At 69.2% G+C, this 18,946-nt stretch carries 18 protein-coding genes; 13 read left to right on the forward strand and 5 right to left on the reverse strand.

The window, feature by feature from the left end; genetic code table 11:
- Positions 1-77 precede the first annotated feature (77 nt).
- The gene (locus I6I07_RS11810) at positions 78-446 is read right to left on the reverse strand and encodes a VOC family protein (RefSeq protein WP_198486772.1); all 369 of its coding nucleotides are present in this window, start codon (positions 444-446) and stop codon (positions 78-80) included.
- A 191-nt stretch (positions 447-637) separates the two neighbouring features.
- On the opposite strand from I6I07_RS11810, the gene I6I07_RS11815 reads away from it, so the two are divergent.
- The 6 genes from I6I07_RS11815 to I6I07_RS11840 all read left to right on the forward strand — a co-directional run bounded on the left by I6I07_RS11815 (position 638) and on the right by I6I07_RS11840 (position 7,003).
- Positions 638-1,960 carry a sensor histidine kinase gene (locus I6I07_RS11815; RefSeq protein ID WP_232626057.1) on the forward strand — a complete coding sequence of 441 codons (1,323 nt, stop codon included), beginning with the start codon at positions 638-640 and terminating at the stop codon, positions 1,958-1,960.
- Positions 1,945-3,288 (forward strand): sigma-54-dependent transcriptional regulator, encoded by a 1,344-nt coding sequence (locus I6I07_RS11820; protein WP_198486773.1) that lies wholly within the window; start codon positions 1,945-1,947, stop codon positions 3,286-3,288. The genes I6I07_RS11815 and I6I07_RS11820 overlap by 16 nt, the downstream gene beginning before the upstream one ends.
- 150 nt (positions 3,289-3,438) lie before the next feature.
- Entirely contained in the window at positions 3,439-4,125 is a 687-nt protein-coding gene (locus I6I07_RS11825) for a hypothetical protein (protein WP_420094576.1), read from the forward strand.
- Complete coding sequence (locus I6I07_RS11830) at positions 4,126-4,473, forward strand: DMT family protein (protein ID WP_006391285.1); 348 nt, start codon at positions 4,126-4,128, stop codon at positions 4,471-4,473.
- 9 nt (positions 4,474-4,482) lie between these two features.
- Complete coding sequence (locus I6I07_RS11835; protein WP_198486774.1) at positions 4,483-5,745, forward strand: MFS transporter; 1,263 nt, start codon at positions 4,483-4,485, stop codon at positions 5,743-5,745.
- A gap of 31 nt (positions 5,746-5,776) precedes the next feature.
- Positions 5,777-7,003, forward strand: coding sequence for a diguanylate phosphodiesterase (locus tag I6I07_RS11840; RefSeq protein ID WP_198486775.1), 1,227 nt, complete (start codon positions 5,777-5,779; stop codon positions 7,001-7,003).
- A gap of 19 nt (positions 7,004-7,022) precedes the next feature.
- On the opposite strand, the gene I6I07_RS11845 is transcribed toward I6I07_RS11840, so the two are convergent.
- The 3 genes from I6I07_RS11845 to I6I07_RS11855 all read right to left on the reverse strand — a co-directional run bounded on the left by I6I07_RS11845 (position 7,023) and on the right by I6I07_RS11855 (position 9,857).
- Positions 7,023-8,243 carry a multidrug effflux MFS transporter gene (locus I6I07_RS11845; protein WP_198486776.1) on the reverse strand — a complete coding sequence of 407 codons (1,221 nt, stop codon included), beginning with the start codon at positions 8,241-8,243 and terminating at the stop codon, positions 7,023-7,025.
- Positions 8,240-8,848 carry a TetR/AcrR family transcriptional regulator gene (locus tag I6I07_RS11850; protein ID WP_198486777.1) on the reverse strand — a complete coding sequence of 203 codons (609 nt, stop codon included), beginning with the start codon at positions 8,846-8,848 and terminating at the stop codon, positions 8,240-8,242. The genes I6I07_RS11845 and I6I07_RS11850 overlap by 4 nt, the downstream gene beginning before the upstream one ends.
- A gap of 154 nt (positions 8,849-9,002) precedes the next feature.
- Positions 9,003-9,857 (reverse strand): oxidoreductase, encoded by an 855-nt coding sequence (locus tag I6I07_RS11855; protein WP_198486778.1) that lies wholly within the window; start codon positions 9,855-9,857, stop codon positions 9,003-9,005.
- Positions 9,858-9,992: 135 nt separating this feature from the next.
- Between I6I07_RS11855 and I6I07_RS11860 the strand changes: the two genes are divergently transcribed.
- Positions 9,993-10,931, forward strand: a complete 939-nt coding sequence (locus tag I6I07_RS11860; protein WP_198486779.1) for a LysR family transcriptional regulator — start codon at positions 9,993-9,995, stop codon at positions 10,929-10,931.
- Positions 10,932-10,950: 19 nt separating this feature from the next.
- Here the strand turns inward: I6I07_RS11860 and I6I07_RS11865 are convergent, their stop codons facing one another.
- Positions 10,951-11,571 carry a TetR/AcrR family transcriptional regulator gene (locus tag I6I07_RS11865; RefSeq protein WP_198486780.1) on the reverse strand — a complete coding sequence of 207 codons (621 nt, stop codon included), beginning with the start codon at positions 11,569-11,571 and terminating at the stop codon, positions 10,951-10,953.
- 140 nt (positions 11,572-11,711) lie between these two features.
- Between I6I07_RS11865 and I6I07_RS11870 the strand changes: the two genes are divergently transcribed.
- The 6 genes from I6I07_RS11870 to I6I07_RS11895 are packed head-to-tail and all read left to right on the forward strand — an operon-like array spanning position 11,712 to position 18,933.
- The gene (locus I6I07_RS11870) at positions 11,712-13,511 is read left to right on the forward strand and encodes an ABC transporter ATP-binding protein (RefSeq protein ID WP_198486781.1); all 1,800 of its coding nucleotides are present in this window, start codon (positions 11,712-11,714) and stop codon (positions 13,509-13,511) included.
- Positions 13,505-15,274, forward strand: coding sequence for an ABC transporter ATP-binding protein (locus tag I6I07_RS11875; protein WP_198486782.1), 1,770 nt, complete (start codon positions 13,505-13,507; stop codon positions 15,272-15,274). Before I6I07_RS11870 ends, I6I07_RS11875 begins: the two co-directional genes overlap by 7 nt.
- Entirely contained in the window at positions 15,274-16,215 is a 942-nt protein-coding gene (locus I6I07_RS11880) for an ABC transporter permease (protein WP_198486783.1), read from the forward strand. Before I6I07_RS11875 ends, I6I07_RS11880 begins: the two co-directional genes overlap by 1 nt.
- A complete protein-coding gene (locus I6I07_RS11885; protein ID WP_054429253.1) occupies positions 16,215-17,162 on the forward strand; it encodes an iron chelate uptake ABC transporter family permease subunit in 948 nt (315 codons plus the stop codon). The genes I6I07_RS11880 and I6I07_RS11885 overlap by 1 nt, the downstream gene beginning before the upstream one ends.
- Entirely contained in the window at positions 17,159-17,935 is a 777-nt protein-coding gene (locus tag I6I07_RS11890) for an ABC transporter ATP-binding protein (RefSeq protein WP_198486784.1), read from the forward strand. Before I6I07_RS11885 ends, I6I07_RS11890 begins: the two co-directional genes overlap by 4 nt.
- Positions 17,932-18,933 carry a siderophore ABC transporter substrate-binding protein gene (locus I6I07_RS11895; RefSeq protein ID WP_198486785.1) on the forward strand — a complete coding sequence of 334 codons (1,002 nt, stop codon included), beginning with the start codon at positions 17,932-17,934 and terminating at the stop codon, positions 18,931-18,933. The genes I6I07_RS11890 and I6I07_RS11895 overlap by 4 nt, the downstream gene beginning before the upstream one ends.
- The last annotated feature ends 13 nt before the right edge of the window (positions 18,934-18,946 follow it).

Below are 18,946 nucleotides of genomic sequence, written 5' to 3' on the forward strand. Positions count from 1 at the left end.
GGCAGCGGTCCGCTTTCGGTGGATGATGATGGACGGTAGACCAGGCAACGTCAACGAATCGTTAACGACCGGGGCCGTCACCCCTGGGGACGGTGGCAGACGGCTTCCAGATTGTGGCCGTCCGGGCTGATGACAAAGGCGGCATAGTAGTGGGGATGGTAGTGCGGGCGCAGGCCTGGGGGGCCATTGTCTTTTCCCCCCGCGGCGAGCGCGGCGCGGTGGAAGGCGTCCACTTGCGCGTGGTCGTCCGCGCTGATGGCAATATGTAAAGGGGCCGAAACATGGGTTCCCGAGTACAGCCAGAGTGACGGCTTGCCCTGCCTGCCCAGTCCGAGGCTCGTGGGGCCCTGCATGACCAGGCTCACGCCCAGCGGCGCCAGCGCCTTGATGAAGAAATCGTGGCTCAGGTCGATGTCGCTGACGCCAAAGCCGATGTGATCGAGCATGCCGCACCTCCGGAGTCATTGGGGTATGCGTGCTCTTTTAACACCCCGGACTTCGCGCCATAGCGGGGGGACGCCGCCGCTGTTCAACCCGTCTTGCGCGGGTAGGGCCGCGCCTGGCCGATCGGGTATTCTTGCGACTATTCACGCGAAGGAGCGCGATCCTGTCACCGCAGAAATCGATTCGCCGGGACTTGGCGATCCTCTGGTTCTGGATCGCCATCGTCGCGCTGGTGTTGGCGGGGTTGCTGGTCGCACTCAGCCGCCAGGGCGCCAGTTCGCAGGTCGCGCGTGCGCGCGACCTGGCGGCCGTCAGTTGCGAGGCCCTGCGCGCTGGCTCGGCGCGCCTGCGGCTGGTCGACGCGGTCGGCCCGCAAACCGCAGCGTCCGCTCTGCCCGGCGCCCAGGCGATCCTCGATCTGGCCTTGCGGGATCGTCCCGGCATGGAAGGCGGTTTCTGGCAGCCGGGCGCGGGGGTGGTCGCCTATGCTTTTCCCACCTATGACGGCACCGGCATCAAGCGTGACCCGCCCAGCGCGGAACTGGAGCGCATCGGCGCCACGGCGCAGCGCGCGCTGGACGCGGCCGTGCTGGTGACCGACATGCGTCCCGGCCTGCGCGAAGCCGTGGTTTTCGCCGCCTGCCCCGTCGACACCCCGAATAACCCGCTTGCGGCCTGGACCCTGACCCGCGTGCCGCTGATCGGCGGCGACGTGATCAATGCGCTGATCCTGGCGGTCAGCCTGCTGCTGGGCATGGTGGTGGTCTCCGGCCTCTGGCTCGGCCGCACGTTCGCCCGCTGGCGCCGTCAATCCGACGACATGCAGCGCCAGCTGCAACAGGCCGAACGGCTCGCCACGCTGGGGCGCATGTCCGCGGGGCTGGCCCACGAAATCCGCAATCCCCTGGGCACCATGCGCATGAAGGTCGAGAATGCGCTGGTCGCGCCCGAACCGGTCCGGGAGGCGCGCGTGGCCGGCGCCCTCGAGGCGGTGCTGACGCAGACCGAGCGCCTCGAATCGCTGGTGGCCAGCCTGCTGGCCCTGACGCAGCCGTTTCGCGTCGAGCGCCAGGCGCTTGATCTCGCCGCCTTCCTGGATGACCGGGTGCAGGCGCATGCGGCGATGGCGCAGGAGTCCGGAATCCGGCTGACGACGGACGTCTCGGACGTGTCCGGCTCGCGCGGGTGGTTCGACCCGGCACAGATGGCGCGGGTATTCGACAACCTGCTGCTGAACGCGCTGGCGCACACCGGCGACGGCGGCGTGGTCGAGCTGGGCGCCGGCCGCAGCCCGCGCGGCGCCTTGCTGCTGTGGGTCGCCGATGACGGCACGGGCGTGCCGGAAGCATTGCGCGAAACCCTGTTCGAGCCGTTCGTCACGGCCCGCACCGGCGGGTCCGGCCTGGGACTCGCCCTGGTGCGGGAAATCGTCCAGGCGCATGCCGGGCAGATCCGGTTGGCCCGGACCGCGCGGGGCGCCCGCATCGAAATGGAGCTGCCATGGCCCGCATCCTGATCGTCGACGACGACGCGGCATTTCTCGACAGCCTGAGCGAGACGCTGCAAGACCTGGGCCATGCGGTGCTGCAGGCCACCTCGACCCGCGCGGGCCTGAACCGCCTGCGCACCGAGGCGGTGGATCTGGCCATCGTCGATCTGCGCATGCCGGGCGATGATGGGTTGGTGTTCCTGCACAAGGCGGCCGAGCTGTCGCCGGTTCCCTGCATCATGCTGACCGCCTACGCGAGCGGCGGCAATACGATCGACGCCATGCGCCTGGGGGCCTTCGACCACCTGACCAAGCCGGTGGCCCGCGCCGCCCTGGTGGAGACGCTGGATCGGGCGCTGCGCAGCGTCGCGGCGGCCGGCCAGGACGCCGCCGGCGCCGACGCTGACGACGCGCCCGTCGACGACTTCGAACTGGTCAGCGGCAGCGCCGCCATGCGCGAGGTCTTCAAGCGCATCGGTATGGCGGCGCGTGGTGATGCCACGGTGTTGATCCTCGGCGAGACCGGCACCGGCAAGGAACTGGTCGCACGCGCCCTGCATCGCAGCAGCGCGCGCGCGTCGCGGCCTTTCGTCGCCGTCAATTGCGCCGCCATTCCGGCCGAACTGATGGAAAGCGAACTGTTCGGCCACGTCAAAGGCGCGTTCACCGGCGCCACCAACGATCGCGCCGGACGTTTTCGCGAGGCCGAGGGCGGCACGCTGTTTCTCGATGAAATCGGCGATATGCCGCTGGCGACGCAGGCCAAGATCCTGCGCGTGTTGCAGGAACGGGAAATCACGCCCGTCGGCGGCGCGCGCGTCGTTCCCGTGAACGTGCGCATTGTCGCGGCGACCCACCGCGATCTGCCGGCGGCGGTCTCGGCGGGGCAATTCCGCGAGGATCTCTGGTATCGGCTGCAGGTGGTGCCCATCGCGTTGCCGCCCCTGCGCGACCGGCTGGGCGACGTGGTGCTGCTGGCCGAGCATTTCCTGCGGCGTATCGGCGGTGGCTCGCCCAAGCGCCTTTCCCGCGCGGCCGCGCAGCGGCTGCTGGCCCACGGCTGGCCCGGCAACGTGCGCGAACTGCGCAACGCCATGGAGCGCGCGGCGGTGCTGTGCCGCGGCATGACCATCGAGCCCGAGCACATCGACCTGCCGTCCCTGCATGCGGCCCCCGAGACGGGCAGCGATATGGCCCTGGATGGTCCGTTGGCCGACGCGGTGGCCGCCCTGGAACGCACCATGATCCGGCGCGCACTGGCGGCCACGGCCGGCAATCGTGCCGAGGCCGCCCGCCGGCTCGGGCTGTCGCGCCAGCAACTGTACCGAAAGCTGGCCGAGCACGGCCTGGAATGAGGTGTCCGGTCCTGTGACGCCCGGCCGTCACAAGATCGGACACCTGTGGCGTGCCGGACTGCGCAAGTCCTTGATTTTCCTGGATCTCCTTGTTGGCACACGGTTTGCGTTCAAACCAGGTGTGTTCACTGCCGGTGCAAGGAGTCCATCATGTCTCGATCCGCGTTTTCCCTTTTCGCCATTGCGGCCGCCCTTGCCGCTGGCACGGCCTGCGCCGCGCCGCCGCCTGCTGGCGCGATGCCATCGCCACCCCTTGGCGCGATGCCGCCGCCCGCGCCCGGCGCCGCCGCGCCGGCGGTGGCTCAGGGGCAAGTCCAGCGCCTGCTGATCAACCCCTATGGCGAGGTCGACGGCCTGCGGCTGGTCGATGGCACCGTGGCGCAGTTCCCGCCGCATCTGTCCCAGGCGCTCAGCGCTGCCGTCAAGCCCGGCGACACCGTTCGCATCATCGGTCGCCCGCTGTCGCGCGACAGCGTCAAGGCCGATGCCATCGTCAATGCCACCAGCGGCCAGACCGTGTACGACCAGCCGCCGACGCCGGACGCGGGGCGGCCGCTGCCGCCGCATCTGCGCGCGCAGGCGCTGCGGCCGCAGCGGGTGGAAGGCCAGGTCGATGCCGTGTTGACCGGCCCGCGCGGCGAAGCCAACGGCGTCATCCTGACCGACGGCAGCATCGTCCGCTTCCCGCCGGAGAGCCTGCGTCTGTCGGTACTGCCGGGGGCATCGTTCGCGGCCGACGGCCTGGGAACGCGCAATGCCCTGGGCACGTCGCTGGAGGCCGTCAGCATGGGGACCAGCCTGTCGGCGCTGCAACCGCTGTACGACCGGGCCCCCTAAATGTCCCCCAAGCTCCTGCCCGTCGCGCTGCTGCTGGTCTCCAACGTATTCATGACCTTCGCCTGGTATGGACACCTGAAGTTCGGCGAACGTCCGTTGTATGTCGTCGTCCTGGCCAGCTGGCTGATCGCCTTCGCCGAATACTGTTTTGCGGTGCCGGCGAACCGCATCGGCCACACGGTCTACAGCGCCGCCGAGCTCAAGACCATGCAGGAAGTCATCACGTTGACGGTGTTCGCCGTGTTCTCGGTCTTCTACCTTGGCGAACGGCTGACGCTCAATCACCTGGTGGGATTCGGCTGCATCGGACTGGGCGCGTTCTTCGTTTTCAAGGGCCCGTTGCCTTAGGAAGCGATCATGCAGACCGCGCAAACGGACAACGACTCGCGACGCTGGCTCGCCGGCGTCAATTTCTTCCTGGCGGATGTGCGTGACGGGCTTGGCCCGTTCCTGGGGGTATTCCTGTTGGGCCATGGCTGGCGAGCCGATGCCATCGGCTACCTGATGACGGCGGCCGGCCTGGCGGGCATGCTGGCCACCACGCCGATGGGGGCGTGGGTGGACGCGTCCCGCCGCAAGCGCGGCTTGCTCGCTGGCGCCACCTTGGCGCTGATCGCCTGCAACCTGATGCTGTGGGCCATGCCCGTCGCCAGCGTGGCGGCCGCCACGCAGATCCTCGCGGCAATCATCGGCGCGTTGTTCGCGCCCGCCATCATGGGCCTCACGCTGGGGCTGGTCGGCCCGCACGGCCTGCCTCGGCAGCTTGGCTTGAACGAAGCCTGGAATCACGCGGGGAACGTCGCGGCCGCGGCGCTGGCCGGCCTGGCGGGCTACCGCTGGGGGTTGTCCGCCGTCTTCGTCCTGATGATGATCGTGCCGTGTGGCGCGTTCCTCTGCCTGGGGCGGATACGGCCGTCGGCGATCGATCATGAGGTTGCGCGCGGCGCGGCGCCGACGGCGCAGGCCGACGCCACCCAGGAACGGACGCCGACAACCTGGCAAGTGCTGTCGCGCTCGAAGGCGTTGCGCCTGGTAGCGCTCGTCATGATGCTGTTCCATCTCGGCAATGCGGCCATGCTGCCGCTGTTGGGGCAGGCCGCTGTCTCGCGTGGGGAGGCCGACCCCAGCGCCTACACGGCATTGACCATCATCGTGGCGCAACTGGTCATGATCCCGGTGGCTTTGCTGGCGGGACGCCACGCCCGGCGGCATGGCTATTGGCGGCTTCTCACGCTGGCTTGCGCGGTCCTGCCCGTGCGCGGATTGCTGGCCGCCACGTTGCCACCGAGCTGCGCCCTGGTGCCGGTGCAGATGATGGATGGCGTCGCCGCGGGCCTGGTGGGCGTGGCGCTGCCCGGGTTGGTGGCATCGATCCTGCGCGGAAGCGGTCACGTCAATGCCGGGTTGGGCGCCGTCATGGCCGTGCAGGGCGTCGGCGCGGCGCTCAGCCCCGCATTGGCCGGCTGGGTGGCGCAACGCTTTGGCTACGGGGCGGCGTTCGTGGCGCTGAGCGTGGCCGCGGCCATCTCGCTGGGACTGATCGTGACGCATCGGGCTGAATGCGGGAGCGGCCGATCCCGCAGGCCAAGGCGCGTCCCCGACGTACACTCTTCACATTGAACATGCAGGTCCCAAGGCGGGAGAGCACGCCATGCTATCGACATTGATCTACCGCAGCCGCGTCCGTGAACCCTGGAATGCCGAGGCGCTCGGTGTTCTCATCCAGCAAGCCAGGGAGCGCAATGCGTCCTTGAACGTCACGGGGATACTGCTTTTTGACGGCGTCCATTTCGTGCAGCTGCTGGAAGGACCGGCCCGGGCATTGGCGGTGCTGTTCGAGGCGATCCAGAAGGATGCGCGGCACACAAATGTCGTGCATCTTCTGCGCGACCAGGGGCCATTTCGTCGCTTCGCGGGCGATCAGATGGCGATGGTCGATCTGCGTGAGCTCGACTCGACGCAGGTGGCATCGCTGATTCTCGAAAAAATGAAGAAGAAGGCCAGGTTGGCCGCCAGCGACGACCGGGTCATCAAGCTTCTCTCGTGGTACGCGCTTGCGAGGGGCACGGGCCATATCGTCGAAGGGGAAAACGCGGGGAACTGGCGATTCGTGACGCAGGGGGAAACCTCGCCCGGACAGGGCTTGCTGGCGGAGCAGGCGTATCAATTCGCCTTGCAGCCGATCGTGGAGCCCATGCGTCGAACGATCACGTCCTTCGAGTTCCTGATCCGCGGCGATTCCGGCGGCTCGCCCGAGCAGCTGTTCTCGTCCGTTCCGCCTGTCCAGCGCTACCGGATCGACCTGGAGTCCAAGGCATCCGCGTTCCGATTGGCAAGCCGCCTGTGCTTGGAGGACGTCAAGCTGTCGGTGAATTTGTTGCCCATGTCGCTGGTTGCCGATCCCTCCGCAGTGGATCATCTGCTTGACCAGATAGCCGCCTGCGGCCTGTCTCCCCAGCAGGTGATCGTGGAGGTCACCGAGCAGGAGGCCGTCGCCAATCAGGGCGATTTCGGCTCCGCCATCGAACGTTTGCGCAGAGCCGGGATCGGGGTCGCGATTGACGATTTTGGCGCGGGCTTTGCCGGCCTGTCCCTGCTGGCCGAGTTTCAGCCCGACAAGCTCAAGATCGACCGGAAGATCATCCAGAACATCCATTCGGACGGCCCCCGCCAGGCGATCGTGCGCGCGATTCTCGAGGCGTGCGCGGCCATGGGTATCACGCCGGTGGCCGAGGGCGTGGAACTGATCGAAGAGTGGTGCTGGCTCGAGGCGGCCGGACTGGAGCGTTTCCAGGGCTACCTGTTCGCCAGGCCCGCGCTGAATTGCCAGCCCGAGGTCAGGTGGCCTGAACGGGTCGCCCCGTGCCAGATCACCTGAGGGGGGAGTGTGGATCTGATTACCGGTGCGGCGACCGGGCCGAGGCCATGGCGATCATGCACAGGCCCGCGGCCAGCGCGCCGCAGGCGCAGATCGCCAGCGGCAGCAGCGCCGGCCCTTGGGGCGCCAGGCTGACGGCATAGCCGATGGCGGCCGACATCAGGTAGTGCAGCGTGCCCATCAGCGCCGACGCCACGCCCGCCTGCCTGCCGGCGTGGCTCATGGTCAGGGCGGTGAGGTTGCCGAAGATCAGCCCCAGCGCGCCGACGGCCACGGCCAGCAGGCCCGCGTACACGGCGAACGGCGCGTGGCCGGCCCGCGCCAGCAGGAACAGGACCAGCCCCGCCAGCGCGTGCGCCGCGATGCCCGCCAGCAGGATGGCGCCGGCCGGGCGTCCTTGTCCAAGCAGCCGGTTGCTTATCATGCCCCCCAGCACCAGGGCCACCGAGTTGCCGGCGAACAGATAGCTGAACTGCGTGGCGCTGAGCCCGAAGTGGCCAGTGAACACGAAGGCCGACGCGCTGATGTAGTTGAACAGCGACCCCAGCACGAAGCCGCCGGCCAGCGTGTAGGCCATGAAAACCGGATGCCGCAGCTGGCGGCCGTAGGCGCGCAGGATCGCGCCGGCATGCAGCGGCGCGCGGCGCTCGGCCGGCAGCGAGTCGGGCAGGGCGCGCCAGCCCCATGCCAGCCCGGCCACGCCCAAGCCCGCCAGCACCCAGAAGATGCCGCGCCAGCCACCGTGCGCGAGCAAGCTGCCGCCCAGGATCGGCGCGGCGATGGGCGCGATCATCATGACCTGCATCAGGAGCGAGAAGATGCGCGCCGACTCGGCCACGCCGCACAGGTCGGCGACGATGGCGCGCGGCGTCACCAGTCCGGCCGCCGCGCCCAGCGCCTGCACGAAGCGCGCCGCCAGCAGCCATTCCACCGTCGGCGCGACGGCCGCCATCACCGAGCCCGCGACGAAGATGGCCACGCCGGCCAGCAGCGGCAGGCGGCGGCCGTAGCGGTCCAGCAACGGGCCGTACAGGGCCTGGCCGATGGCCAGCCCCGCCAGGAACACGGACAGCGTCTGCTGGATGCGCCCGGCCGAGACGCCGAAGTCCGCGGCGATGGCGGGCATGCCCGGCAGGTACATGTCGATCGCCATGGCGTCGAGCGCGGTCAGCAGCGCCAGCAGCAGGATCAGGCCGGCGCCGATCAGGTCGCCGCGTTGGGTCGTGGCGGCGCCGTTCATGCCGCGCGCTCCGGCCCGATGGCGTATGCCAGGGCGTCGGCCTGCAGGCGCTGCATGGCCGCCAGCCGCTGCCCCGCCTGATCGGCATTGGTGTAGACCAGCTTGACCTGCACGGCGTCGATCATGCCCAGATAGGCTTCCGCGTAGCGCGCCGCGGCCGCCTTGGACAGCCGGGCGCGCTGGCCGACCCAGGCGCGCAGCCGGGCGTCGAAATCCGCGCGCAACTGCGCCAGATAGGTTTCGTAGTCGGCGGTGATGGCGCTCTCGAGCGTCTCGGGCGGGACGTAGCTGGCGCGCAGCAGGAAGCGCAGGTGCAGGGAGTCGCCATGGCGCCCTACCAGATGGGCGCAATAGGCGGAGCCGGGCAGGGCGTTGCCGGCCTCGGCGTCGAAGCAGTCCCGCGCCAGCTGCATTTCCAGCGCCAGCGCATCGCCGAAGATCTCGCGGTACAGGGCGTCCTTGCTGGCGAAGTGCGTATAGAGCGAGGCTTTGCGGATGCCGACGGTGTCGGCGATATCGGCGAGCGACGCGCCGTCGTAGCCCTGGTTGGCGAAGTGGCCGAGCGCGGCGTCGAGGATGCGCTGGACGGAAGGGGTGCGTGTCATGGCGGGGAAGTCCTGGTCGATCCGCTGAAGGCCGGGGGCGGGCGCCGTTGATGGCCGGCCTTCAGGTGAACGGACTTTAAACTAACTACCGGTCGGTAGTCTAGTGCCCGGCACGCGCCACGCAGCACGTGGCAGGGGGGCAAGCGCCGCGGACTCAACCCGCGGCGAAATCGGTCGAGCGCGCCAGGGCCTGCCAGGCCTCGGTCTCGCGCGCCACGTAGGCCTGCTTGTCGGCGATGGCGGCCAGGGTGTCGCTGCCCAGCGGCAGGCGCAGCGGCGGCTCGGCGGCGTTGGCCAGTTCGACCATGGCCGCGGCCAGCTTGACGGGGTCGCCGGGTTGCTGGTGGTTCAGGTGCGCGGCCTTCTGGCGCACCTGGCCCGACGTGGCGGCGTAGTCGGCGATTTCGCCGGGCGCGACGACCAGCGAACTGGCGTCCAGGAAGTCGGTGCGGAAGTAGCCGGGTTCGACCACGGTGGCGTGGATGCCCAGCGGCGCCAGCTCGTCGTGCAGGGCCTCGGTCAGCCCCTCGACGGCGAACTTGGTCGAGCAGTACGCGCCGAAGCCGGCCCCCGAGCGGAAGCCGCCGATGGACGAGATATTGATGACGTGGCCGGCGCGGCGCGCGCGCATGGCCGGCAGCACCGCGCGGGTCACGTTGAGCAGGCCGAAGACGTTGGTGTCGTACATGCGGCGCACGTCGGCGTCGCTGGATTCCTCGACCGCGCCCAGCAGGCCGAAGCCGGCGTTGTTGACCAGCACGTCGATGCGGCCGAAGGCGTCCAGCGCGGCGGCGACCGCGGCCTGGGCCTGTTCGGGGCGGGTCACGTCCAGCGCGACCGGCAGCAGGCCGGGCGCCTGGCCCAGGCGTTCGATGATGGCGGCGGTATTGCGGCCGGCGGCGACCACGGCGTTGCCGTCGGCCAGGGCGGCTTCGGCGATCAGCGCGCCCAGGCCGCGCGAGGCGCCGGTGATGAACCAGATTCTCTTGAAATTCGTCGGGGTGTTCATGCGTTTCTCCAGTCAGGGGGAAGGGATGAAACGCATGGTAGAGAGTCAGGTGTGTTCCGAATAGCGGCTATTCAATAGAATGATAATCAACTTTTATTTGCCAATAGGCCGCCCCGACCGGCCGGGAGACCTGCCATGAATGAAGTCCGCGCCCTGACCATCTTCGTGCGCACCGCCATGCTGGGCAGCCTGCGCAAGGCCGCCGTGGACCAGGGCATTTCGCCGCAGGCGGCGAGCCACGCGGTGATGCAGCTGGAGAAATCGCTGGGCGTGCAACTGCTGCGCCGGACCACGCGCAAGCTGAGCCTGACCGAGGAAGGGCGGCGGCTGCTCGACAGCGCCAGCCCGGCGCTCGGCCTGCTGTCCGAAGCGCTGGCGGATGCGCGGCGCGCCGGCGACGAGATCAGCGGTCCGCTGCGCATCAGCGCGCCGCGGTCGCTGATCCACTGCATGCTGTGGCAGCACGTGCTGGCGTTCGCGCGTGAATATCCCGCGGTGCAGCTCGACGTGCATTTCGACGACCGTTTCACCGATCTCGTCAGCGACCGGGCCGACGTGGGTTTTCGCGGCGGTTCGTTGCCGGCGGCGGGCACCGTGGCGCGCCGGCTGCTGCCGATCCAGCTGCTGATCTGCGCCGCGCCCGACTACCTGGCGCGCCACGGCGCGCCCGCCGATATCGACGACCTGGCGCGGCATCGCTGCACGGGGTACATCCACGCCAACACGGGCAAGCTCGCGCCGTGGGCATTCCAGGTCGATGGCGAACAGGTCTACCGCGAGATCACGCCGGCGCTGTGCATGAACGACATCGACGCCGAGGTCCAGACCGTGCTGGCGGGCGAGGCCATCGGCCAGCTGGGCAGCTTCAGCGCCGTGCCGCACATCCGCGCCGGCCGGCTGGTGCCTTTGCTGCTGCGGCACGTGGTGTATCTCGAGGGCATCTACCTGTACTACGGGCGCCGCACCGAGCAACCGCTGCGCGTGCGGACGTTCGTCGACTTCATGGTCAGGCAGCTGGAAGGCAACCGCCAGTTCTTCCTGGAGCCTGGCGAGCTGGCGCGGGCGTGGGGCTAGCCGCGTCAGGCCTGTCGCCTCAGGTTCGCGGCGTCTCGCTTTCCAGCACCGCCAGCACCCCGATGATGAGCGCCTGCATGCCCTGATCGAGCTCCGCCTCCATCTCGGCTTCCTCGGCGGTGCGCGCCGCCTCGACCACCGGCTCCAGGCCGGCCACCGAATACACGGTGTCGGCCACCGCCATGCAATGGAACGCCACCGTCGCCAGCAGCATGCGCGCCTGTTCTTTTGAAATACCGTAGGCGTGGGCGATGTGGCGCTGGTGCCCTTCGATCTTGGCGATCATCGACGGCGTGGCCGCCAGCCGCCGGATCACGTAGGGCGTCACGCCCGGATGCGCCTTGACGAATTCCCGCACGGATGCGGTGAACACGGTCAGGTATTCCTTCAGCCCGCCGCGGCCGTTGCCGCTCGCTTGCGGGATCTGCCAGCGCTTGAAGATCTCCTCGGCGATCAGGCGCTTGAGCGCCTCGAGGCTGGGCACGTGCTTGTAGAGCGCCATGTGGCTGACGCCCAGCGCGGCGGCGACGCCGACGAAGGTGAGGTTGGGCAAGCCCATTGCAATGCCGGCGTCGGCAATCCGCTCCAGGGTGATGGTGGGCGGGCGGCCCCGCGCCGGACGGCGCTCTGGCGGGTTCATGTCTGGTCCTTGGTGATGACGGCGGCTATCCGTCACTTTAACCCGCGCACGATTATTTAGTTTATGGCAATGCAACTAATTCAGGATTTAGTTTATAGTCATGCAAATAATTATCACCAACATCTGGGTAGTCCGATTTCATGAGCACGTCCGCAGTCGCCGCGGCCACCCCTGGCCCGCTCAGGCAAGTGTTGTCCCCGATCCGCGGGCAACTGATCGCCGCGGCGGTATTGGCCTCGGTGGGCACCATGCTCACACTGGCGCCGCTGGCGGGCATCGCGCACATCGCGAAGCTTCTGCTGGCCGCCCTCGACCTGGCGGACGCCGCCCGCGCGGCGGTGCAGGCGGAACTCTGGTGGGTGGCGGGCGCCAGCGTGATCTGCCTGTTCGCCGGCATGGCGCTGGTGTCCGCCGGCGAACTGACCGCGCATCTGGCCGATAACCGCGTCACGCACCACCTGCGACTGGCCGTGGCGCGGCGGCTGGCGCAGGCGCCGCTGGGCTGGTTCAGCGGCAAGGCGTCGGGCGAGGTCAAGCAGGCGATGCAGGACGACATCGCCACGCTGCACAGCCTGACCGCGCATTTCTACACGGCGGTGGGGCGCGCGGCGGGCGCCATCGGGCTGTCGGTCATCTACCTGTTCGCGCTGGACTGGCGCATGGCGCTGGCGGCGTTGCTGCCGTTTCCGGGGTTCTTCCTGTTCCTGCGCCGCGCCATGAAAGCCGGCGGCGGCGAGATGCAGGCCTTCGTCACCCGGCTCGAACGCCTGAACGGCGCGACAGTCGAGTTCGTCGGCGGGATGCCGGTGGTCAAGGCGTTCGGCGCCGGCGGCAAGGCGCATCGCGGCTACCACGAGGCCGTGGATGGACTGGCCGAGGCCTTCGTCCGTTTCACCCGCCCGCTGGTGGCGTCGATGGCCCATGCGCACGCCATGATCGCCCCGGTCACGGTGCTGGGCGTGGTGTTGGCCAGCGGCGCGCTGTTTGTCGGCCTGGGATGGATCGCGCCGGTGCAGGTGCTGCCGTTCGCGCTGGTGGCGCCGGCCATCTGCGCGCCGGTGCTGCTGTTGCATACCTTGCTGCACGACCTGGGCAGCGCCACGGCCGCCGCGCAACGCGTGCTGGCGTTGCTGCGCACGCCGGTGCTGGCATCGCCCGAGGCCGCACGCCGCGGGACGCCGGCCGGCCACGAGGTGCGTTTCGAGAACGTCGCCTATGCCTATGGCGAGTCACGCCAGGTATTGTCGAACATCAGCTTCACGCTGGAGCCCGGCACCGTGACGGCCGTCGTCGGGACGTCGGGCGCGGGCAAGTCCACGCTGGCGCGGCTGCTGCTACGGTTCTTCGATCCGGACGAGGGGCGCATCACGCTGGGCGGGGTGGACCTGCGGCACATCGAGACCACGCAGCTCTACCGGCGCATCGGCTTCGTGTTGCAGGAGGTGCGCCTGATCCACGCCAGCATCCATGACAACATCGCGCTGGGCCGGCCGGCGGCCAGCCGCCTGGAGGTCGAGGCCGCCGCGCGCGCCGCCAACATCCATGAACGCATCCTGGCGCTGCCGCGTGGCTACGATTCGGTGGTTGGCGAGGACGCGCAGCTGTCGGGCGGGGAGCGCCAGCGCGTGAGCATCGCGCGCGCCGTGTTGCTCGATGCGCCGGTGCTGGTGTGCGACGAGGCCACGGCGGCGGCCGATGCCGGCAACGAGGTGGCGATCCAGGAGGCGCTGTCGCGTTTCGCGCAAGGGCGCACGCTGATGGTGATCGCGCACCGGCTGGACACGGTGATGCACGCCGACCGCATTCTCGTGCTGGAGGATGGCGCCATCGTCGAGCAGGGCCGTCACGATGCGCTGCTGGCGCTGGGCGGCCGCTATGCCCGGCTGTGGACGCTGGGCGGCTACGACGTGGCGGCGGAACAGGCGGGGGCGTCATGCTGAAGACCTTCCTGCTGTTGCTGGGCAAGGAGGCGCCCGTGCTGCGGCGTTATGCCTGGATGGCCGTCGCCTATGGCGTGCTGTGCGGGCTGGCCATCACCTCGCTGGCGCCGGTGCTGATCCATCTGCTTGACGGTGACGTGCGGCGGGTGGCGCCCTGGCTGGCGTTGCTCGTGGCCGAGGTGGCGGCCTGCTGGCTGCTGCGGCGCCAGGTGGAGCGGGCCGGCGTGCGCGTGGGCGTGGCCATCCTGCAAAGCGGTCGCCATCGCCTGGGCGAGCACGTGGCGAGCCTGCCGGTCGGATGGTTCACGCCGGCGAACACGGCGCGTCTGGGGCATGTGGTCACGCAGGGCATGATGGCGGTGGCCCAGCTTCCCGCGCACGTGTTCACGCCGGTGCTCACCGGGATCGTGACGCCGATGGTGCTGGTCGTCGCGCTGTTCGCGCAGCACTGGCTGCTGGGCATGATCGCGCTGCTGGCGTTGCCGCTGCTGGCGGGCATGCTGGCGCTGACGGCCGCCATGTCGCGGCGGGCGGACGACGCCTTCCATCGCAGTTTCGCCGACGCCAGCCAGCGCGTGGTGGAGTTCGCCCAGGCGCAGTCGGTGCTGCGCGCGTTCAATGGCGACGGTGGCGGATTGCGGTTGCTGGAGCAGGCGGTCGAACGCCAGCGCCAGGCCGGCGCGCGGCTGATCGGGTTGTCGGCGGGGGCGGCCGTCCTGAATGCCTGGGCCGTGCAGGCGGCGTTCGCCGCCATGCTGATGGCGGCGGTGTGGTGGGCCAATGGCCTGGCGGGCGGTCCGTTGGCGTCCGGGGCGGTCGTGGCGGTCATCGTCTCGCTGGTGCTGGCGGCCCGCTACGTCGATGCGCTGCTGGAGGTGGCGGGCTATGGCGAGGTGCTGCGCGGCGCGCGCGGGCAGCTCGATGCTATTGCGGCGCTGTTCGCGGTGGAACCGTTGCCGGAGCCCGAAGCGCCGCAGGCGCCGCGCGATGGCGCGATCGAGCTGCGCGGGGTGGACTTCCGCTACGCGCCGGATGAACCGGACGTGTTGCGCGACGTGACGCTGCGCATCGCGCCGGGCAGCATGGTCGCCCTGATCGGCGAGTCCGGCTCCGGCAAGACCACGCTGGCGCGGCTGATCGCCCGCTTCTTCGACGTGACCGCGGGCAGCGTCAGCGTCGGCGGCGTGGACGTGAGGCAGATCGCCAGCGCGCGCCTGGCCGGCCAGATCAGCCAGATCTTCCAGGACAACTACCTGTTTTCGGGCAGCATCGCCGACAACATCCGCGTCGGCAAGCCGGACGCCAACGACGCCGAGGTCATGGAGGCCGCGCGGCAGGCGGGCGTGGCGGCGATTGCCGAACGGCTGCCGCAAGGCCTGGACACGCCGGTGGGCGAGGGCGGCGCGCGCCTGTCCGGCGGCGAGCGCCAGCGCGTCGCCATCGCCCGCGCGTTGATCAGCGCCGCCCCGATCCTGCTGGTGGACGAGGCGACCGCGGCGCTGGACGCGGAGAACCAGATCGTCGTCACCGAGGCGCTGGCGCGGCTGCGCGGCCGGTGCACGCTGGTGGTGATCGCGCACCAGTTGTCCACGGTGGCAATGGCCGACCAGATCGTGGTGCTGGAAGCCGGCCGCGTCGTCGAGCAGGGCTCGCCCGCGCTGCTGCGCGCAAGCCAGGGGCGCTATGCGCGATTCCTGGCGCAACGCCGGGCCGCCAAGGGCTGGCGCATCGCCGCCGCGGAATCGGACGAGGTGTGCGGCTGATGCGTGCGGGTCTGGTCGGCGTATTCATCGTGCTGTGCGGCGCGTCGTTGCTGGTGGGCGCGCGGCAGATGGCGTGGTCGCAGGTGTTTTCGCTGTCGGGCGACGACTGGCTGACGCTGACGGCGAGCCGGTTGCCGCGCCTGGCGGCGCTGGTGCTGACGGGCGTGGGCCTGTCGGTCTGCGGGGTGATCCTGCAACACGTCGTGCGCAACAAGTTCGTCGAACCGGCCACCTCGGGCGGGCAGGATGCCGCCAAGTTCGGCATCCTGGTGTCGCTGACGCTGGCGCCCGCCGCCGGCACGGCGGCGCGGATGCTGTTCGCGCTGGTCTTCTGCCTGGCCGCCAGCCTGCTCTTCGTGGCGATCGTGCGCCGCGTGAAATTCAAGAACACCGTGCTGGTGCCGGTGATCGGGCTGATGTATGGCGGCGTGCTGAGCGCGCTGGCGGAGTTCTACGCCTACCGCCACAACATCCTGCAGAGCATGCAGGGCTGGATGCTGGGCGACTTCTCGCGGATCGTGCAGGGCCACTACGAGATCATCTACCTGATCCTGCCGATCGTCGCGCTGACGTATCTGTACGCGCACCGCTTCACCGTGCTGGGCATGGGCGAGGGCATGGCGTCGAGCCTGGGGCTGAACTACTCGGCTACCGTAGCGCTGGGGCTGGTGCTGGTGGCCGTGACGGTGTCCGCCACGGTCATCACGGTCGGCGCCATTCCCTTCGTCGGCCTGGTGGTGCCGAATCTGGTGGCGCTGCATTACGGCGACAACCTGGGCCGCACCCTGCCGCTGGTGGCGCTGGGCGGCGCGTCGCTGCTGCTGGCCTGCGACGTGCTTGGCCGCCTGTTGATCCACCCGTTCGAGGTGCCGATCGGCCTGACCGCGGGCGGGCTGGGCGGCCTGCTGTTCCTGGCGCTGATCTTCTGGAAGCACCGATGATGCGCCGGGCTCCACGGCAACTGGCCTGGCTGCTCGTCATCGCCCTGGCGCTGGCGTTCCTGTTCCTGGGCGCCGGCTTCGATTTCGACTACGTCATCCCCAAGCGGCTTGCGCGGCTGGCGGCCATGCTGATCGGCGGCGTGGCCATCGCCTGGTCGTCGATCGTGTTCCAGACGCTGACGGGCAACCGCATCCTGACGCCGGCCATCATGGGCTACGAGGCGGTCTACCTGTTGCTGCAATCGCTGCTGGTGCTGGCGCTGGGGGCGCAGAGCCTGGTGCTGCTGGGGGCGAACGGCAATTTCTTCCTGTCCGTGGCGGTGATGCTGGGCTATTCGTGGCTGATCCATCGCGGATTGTTCCGCCAGGGCCGGCAGAACGTCTATTTCCTGCTGCTGGTGGGGTTGGTGCTGACGATGGTGATCGGCACCTTCACGCAGTTCGTGCAGCTCAAGACCAGCCCCGGCGAGTTCTCGATCCTGCTGGGGTTCTCCCAGGCGTCGTTCAACAAGACCGAACCGGCGCAGTTGCTGGTGTCGGGCCTGCTGGTGGCGGGCGTGTGCCTGGCCGGCCTGAAGACCTTGCCGACGCTGGATGTGATGTCGCTCGGACGCGATCAGGCGATGTCGCTGGGCGTGGATTATCAGCGCCAGGTGCGGCGGCATCTGGCGCTGATCGCCACGCTGGTCGCGGTATCGACCAGCCTGCTGGGACCCACGGCGTTCATGGGCATCTTCGTCGCCAACATGGCCTATGCGCTGGCGCGCACGCGTCGCCACCGGGTCACCCTGCCCACTGGCTGCGCCATCGCGATCGGCCTGTTCCTGCTGGCCCAGTTGGCGGTGGAGCATCTTTTCAACTATCGGACCACCGTCGGCATCCTGGTCAACCTGGTGTGCGGCGCCTGGTTCCTGGCGCTGATGGCGCGGGCGCGGGGCACGGCATGATTAGCGTCAAGCATCTTTCCAAACACTATGGCGCGCGGGCGGTGCTGTCCGACGTCAGCGCGCAGTTTCCGGCGGGGCGGCTGACCTCGCTGATCGGCCCCAACGGCGCCGGCAAGACCACGCTGTTGATGATGATGGCGCGGCTGCTGGAGCCGACCCGTGGCGACATCCTGATCGACGGCCGCGACGTGTCGGGTATTCGCATCGGCGACTACGCCAAGCGCGTCGCCACGCTGCGTCAGTCGCCCGATTTCAACCTGCGCCTGACGGTGGAAGAACTGGTGGCGTTCGGGCGCTTCCCCTACAGCCGCGGCGCGCTGACGCCGCAGGACCGGGGGGTGATCGACGAGGCCATCGCGTTCCTGTCGCTGGGGCCGCTGCGGCAGGCCTATCTCGACGAGTTGAGCGGCGGCCAGCGGCAGATGGCGTTCCTGGCCATGACCATCGCCCAGCAGACCGACTATCTGCTGCTCGACGAGCCGCTGAACAACCTGGACATCAAACACGCCGTGCAGATCATGCGGGCGCTGCGCCGCCTGTGCGACGCGCACGGCCGCACCGTCATCCTGGTGGTGCACGACATCAACTTCGCGGCCAGCTACTCCGACCACATCGTCGCCATGAAGGATGGCGCGGTGCATTGTGCCGGCACAGTGCAGCAGGTCGTGACCGAGGACCGCTTGCGGGAACTGTATGGGCTGGATTTCGAGATCACGCACGGCGCGCGCGGACGCCTGTGCAACTACTTCAACCCATCGGGAGAATTGACATGACCTTCAAGCACAGATCCTGGGCGCTGGCCCTGCTGGCGGCCGCCACGATCGCGGTGCAGGGCTGCGGCCGGGAGGCGGCGGATCCGCCCCAGGCCGCGCGTGCGCCCGATGCGCCCAGCGCCGCCGCGCAACCGGCCTATGCGGCCGTCACGGTGCAGCACAAGCTCGGCACCACCGTCATCGACAAGCGGCCGCAGCGCGTGGTGGCGCTGGACATGAACGAGGTCGATTTCCTGGACCTGCTGGGGGTGCCCGTGGCCGGCATGCCGAAGGATTTCGTGCCGCACTTCCTGGCGCAATACAAGGACGCGCCGGACGTGCGCGACATGGGCGCGATCGTGCAGCCGAACCTGGAGCGGGTGCACGCGGCCAAGCCGGACCTGATCCTGATCACGTCGCTGCAGGCCAACCACTACAAGGAACTGAGCCAGATCGCGCCGACGATCCATTTCGACGTGGATTACCGCGACAGCCAGGTCAATCACATCGAGGTCATCAAGGACCACCTGATGACGCTCGGGCGGATCTTCGAGAAGGAAGACCTGGCGCGCCAGCAGGCGGCGGCGCTGGACGATAAGGTCCGGGAGGCGCGCCTCCTGATCCAGGGCCGCCCCGAGAAGGCGCTGATCGTGCTGCACAACAACGGCGCCTTCACGTCCTTCGGCGTCCAGTCGCGCTATGGCTTCGTCTTCAACGCGCTGGGCGTGAAACCGGCCGGCCCGGGCGGCGAGGCCGGCCTGCATGGCCAGCCGATCTCGAGCGAGTTCATCCAGCAGGCCAATCCCGATGTCATCTACGTGGTGGACCGCACCGCCGTGATGGAACGCCGGCCGGTCCTGAACGCCGAGACGCTGGGCAACCCCCTGCTGCGCCAGACGCCCGCCTGGAAGAACGGCCGCGTGGTCTTTGCCGATGCCGAGGCTTGGTACGTCACCGCCGCCAGCGTGAATTCACTGCGCATCGTGATCGACGACGTGATGAAGGGCTACCGCGACTGACTCGAGCGGCCGG

The organism is Achromobacter deleyi (assembly GCF_016127315.1).
Taxonomy (GTDB): Bacteria; Pseudomonadota; Gammaproteobacteria; order Burkholderiales; family Burkholderiaceae_B; genus Achromobacter; species Achromobacter insuavis_A.

What these genes read in the sequence shown, in the direction of transcription:
- I6I07_RS11810 (WP_198486772.1), bottom strand. Translation starts at nt 446, where the DNA reads ATGCTCGATCACATCGGCTTTGGCGTCAGCGACATCGACCTGAGCCAC.
- I6I07_RS11820 (WP_198486773.1), top strand. Translation starts at nt 1,945, where the DNA reads ATGGCCCGCATCCTGATCGTCGACGACGACGCGGCATTTCTCGACAGC.
- I6I07_RS11825 (WP_420094576.1), top strand. Translation starts at nt 3,439, where the DNA reads ATGTCTCGATCCGCGTTTTCCCTTTTCGCCATTGCGGCCGCCCTTGCC.
- I6I07_RS11830 (WP_006391285.1), top strand. Translation starts at nt 4,126, where the DNA reads ATGTCCCCCAAGCTCCTGCCCGTCGCGCTGCTGCTGGTCTCCAACGTA.
- I6I07_RS11835 (WP_198486774.1), top strand. Translation starts at nt 4,483, where the DNA reads ATGCAGACCGCGCAAACGGACAACGACTCGCGACGCTGGCTCGCCGGC.
- I6I07_RS11840 (WP_198486775.1), top strand. Translation starts at nt 5,777, where the DNA reads ATGCTATCGACATTGATCTACCGCAGCCGCGTCCGTGAACCCTGGAAT.
- I6I07_RS11845 (WP_198486776.1), bottom strand. Translation starts at nt 8,243, where the DNA reads ATGAACGGCGCCGCCACGACCCAACGCGGCGACCTGATCGGCGCCGGC.
- I6I07_RS11850 (WP_198486777.1), bottom strand. Translation starts at nt 8,848, where the DNA reads ATGACACGCACCCCTTCCGTCCAGCGCATCCTCGACGCCGCGCTCGGC.
- I6I07_RS11855 (WP_198486778.1), bottom strand. Translation starts at nt 9,857, where the DNA reads ATGAACACCCCGACGAATTTCAAGAGAATCTGGTTCATCACCGGCGCC.
- I6I07_RS11860 (WP_198486779.1), top strand. Translation starts at nt 9,993, where the DNA reads ATGAATGAAGTCCGCGCCCTGACCATCTTCGTGCGCACCGCCATGCTG.
- I6I07_RS11865 (WP_198486780.1), bottom strand. Translation starts at nt 11,571, where the DNA reads ATGAACCCGCCAGAGCGCCGTCCGGCGCGGGGCCGCCCGCCCACCATC.
- I6I07_RS11870 (WP_198486781.1), top strand. Translation starts at nt 11,712, where the DNA reads ATGAGCACGTCCGCAGTCGCCGCGGCCACCCCTGGCCCGCTCAGGCAA.
- I6I07_RS11875 (WP_198486782.1), top strand. Translation starts at nt 13,505, where the DNA reads ATGCTGAAGACCTTCCTGCTGTTGCTGGGCAAGGAGGCGCCCGTGCTG.
- I6I07_RS11880 (WP_198486783.1), top strand. Translation starts at nt 15,274, where the DNA reads ATGCGTGCGGGTCTGGTCGGCGTATTCATCGTGCTGTGCGGCGCGTCG.
- I6I07_RS11885 (WP_054429253.1), top strand. Translation starts at nt 16,215, where the DNA reads ATGCGCCGGGCTCCACGGCAACTGGCCTGGCTGCTCGTCATCGCCCTG.
- I6I07_RS11890 (WP_198486784.1), top strand. Translation starts at nt 17,159, where the DNA reads ATGATTAGCGTCAAGCATCTTTCCAAACACTATGGCGCGCGGGCGGTG.
- I6I07_RS11895 (WP_198486785.1), top strand. Translation starts at nt 17,932, where the DNA reads ATGACCTTCAAGCACAGATCCTGGGCGCTGGCCCTGCTGGCGGCCGCC.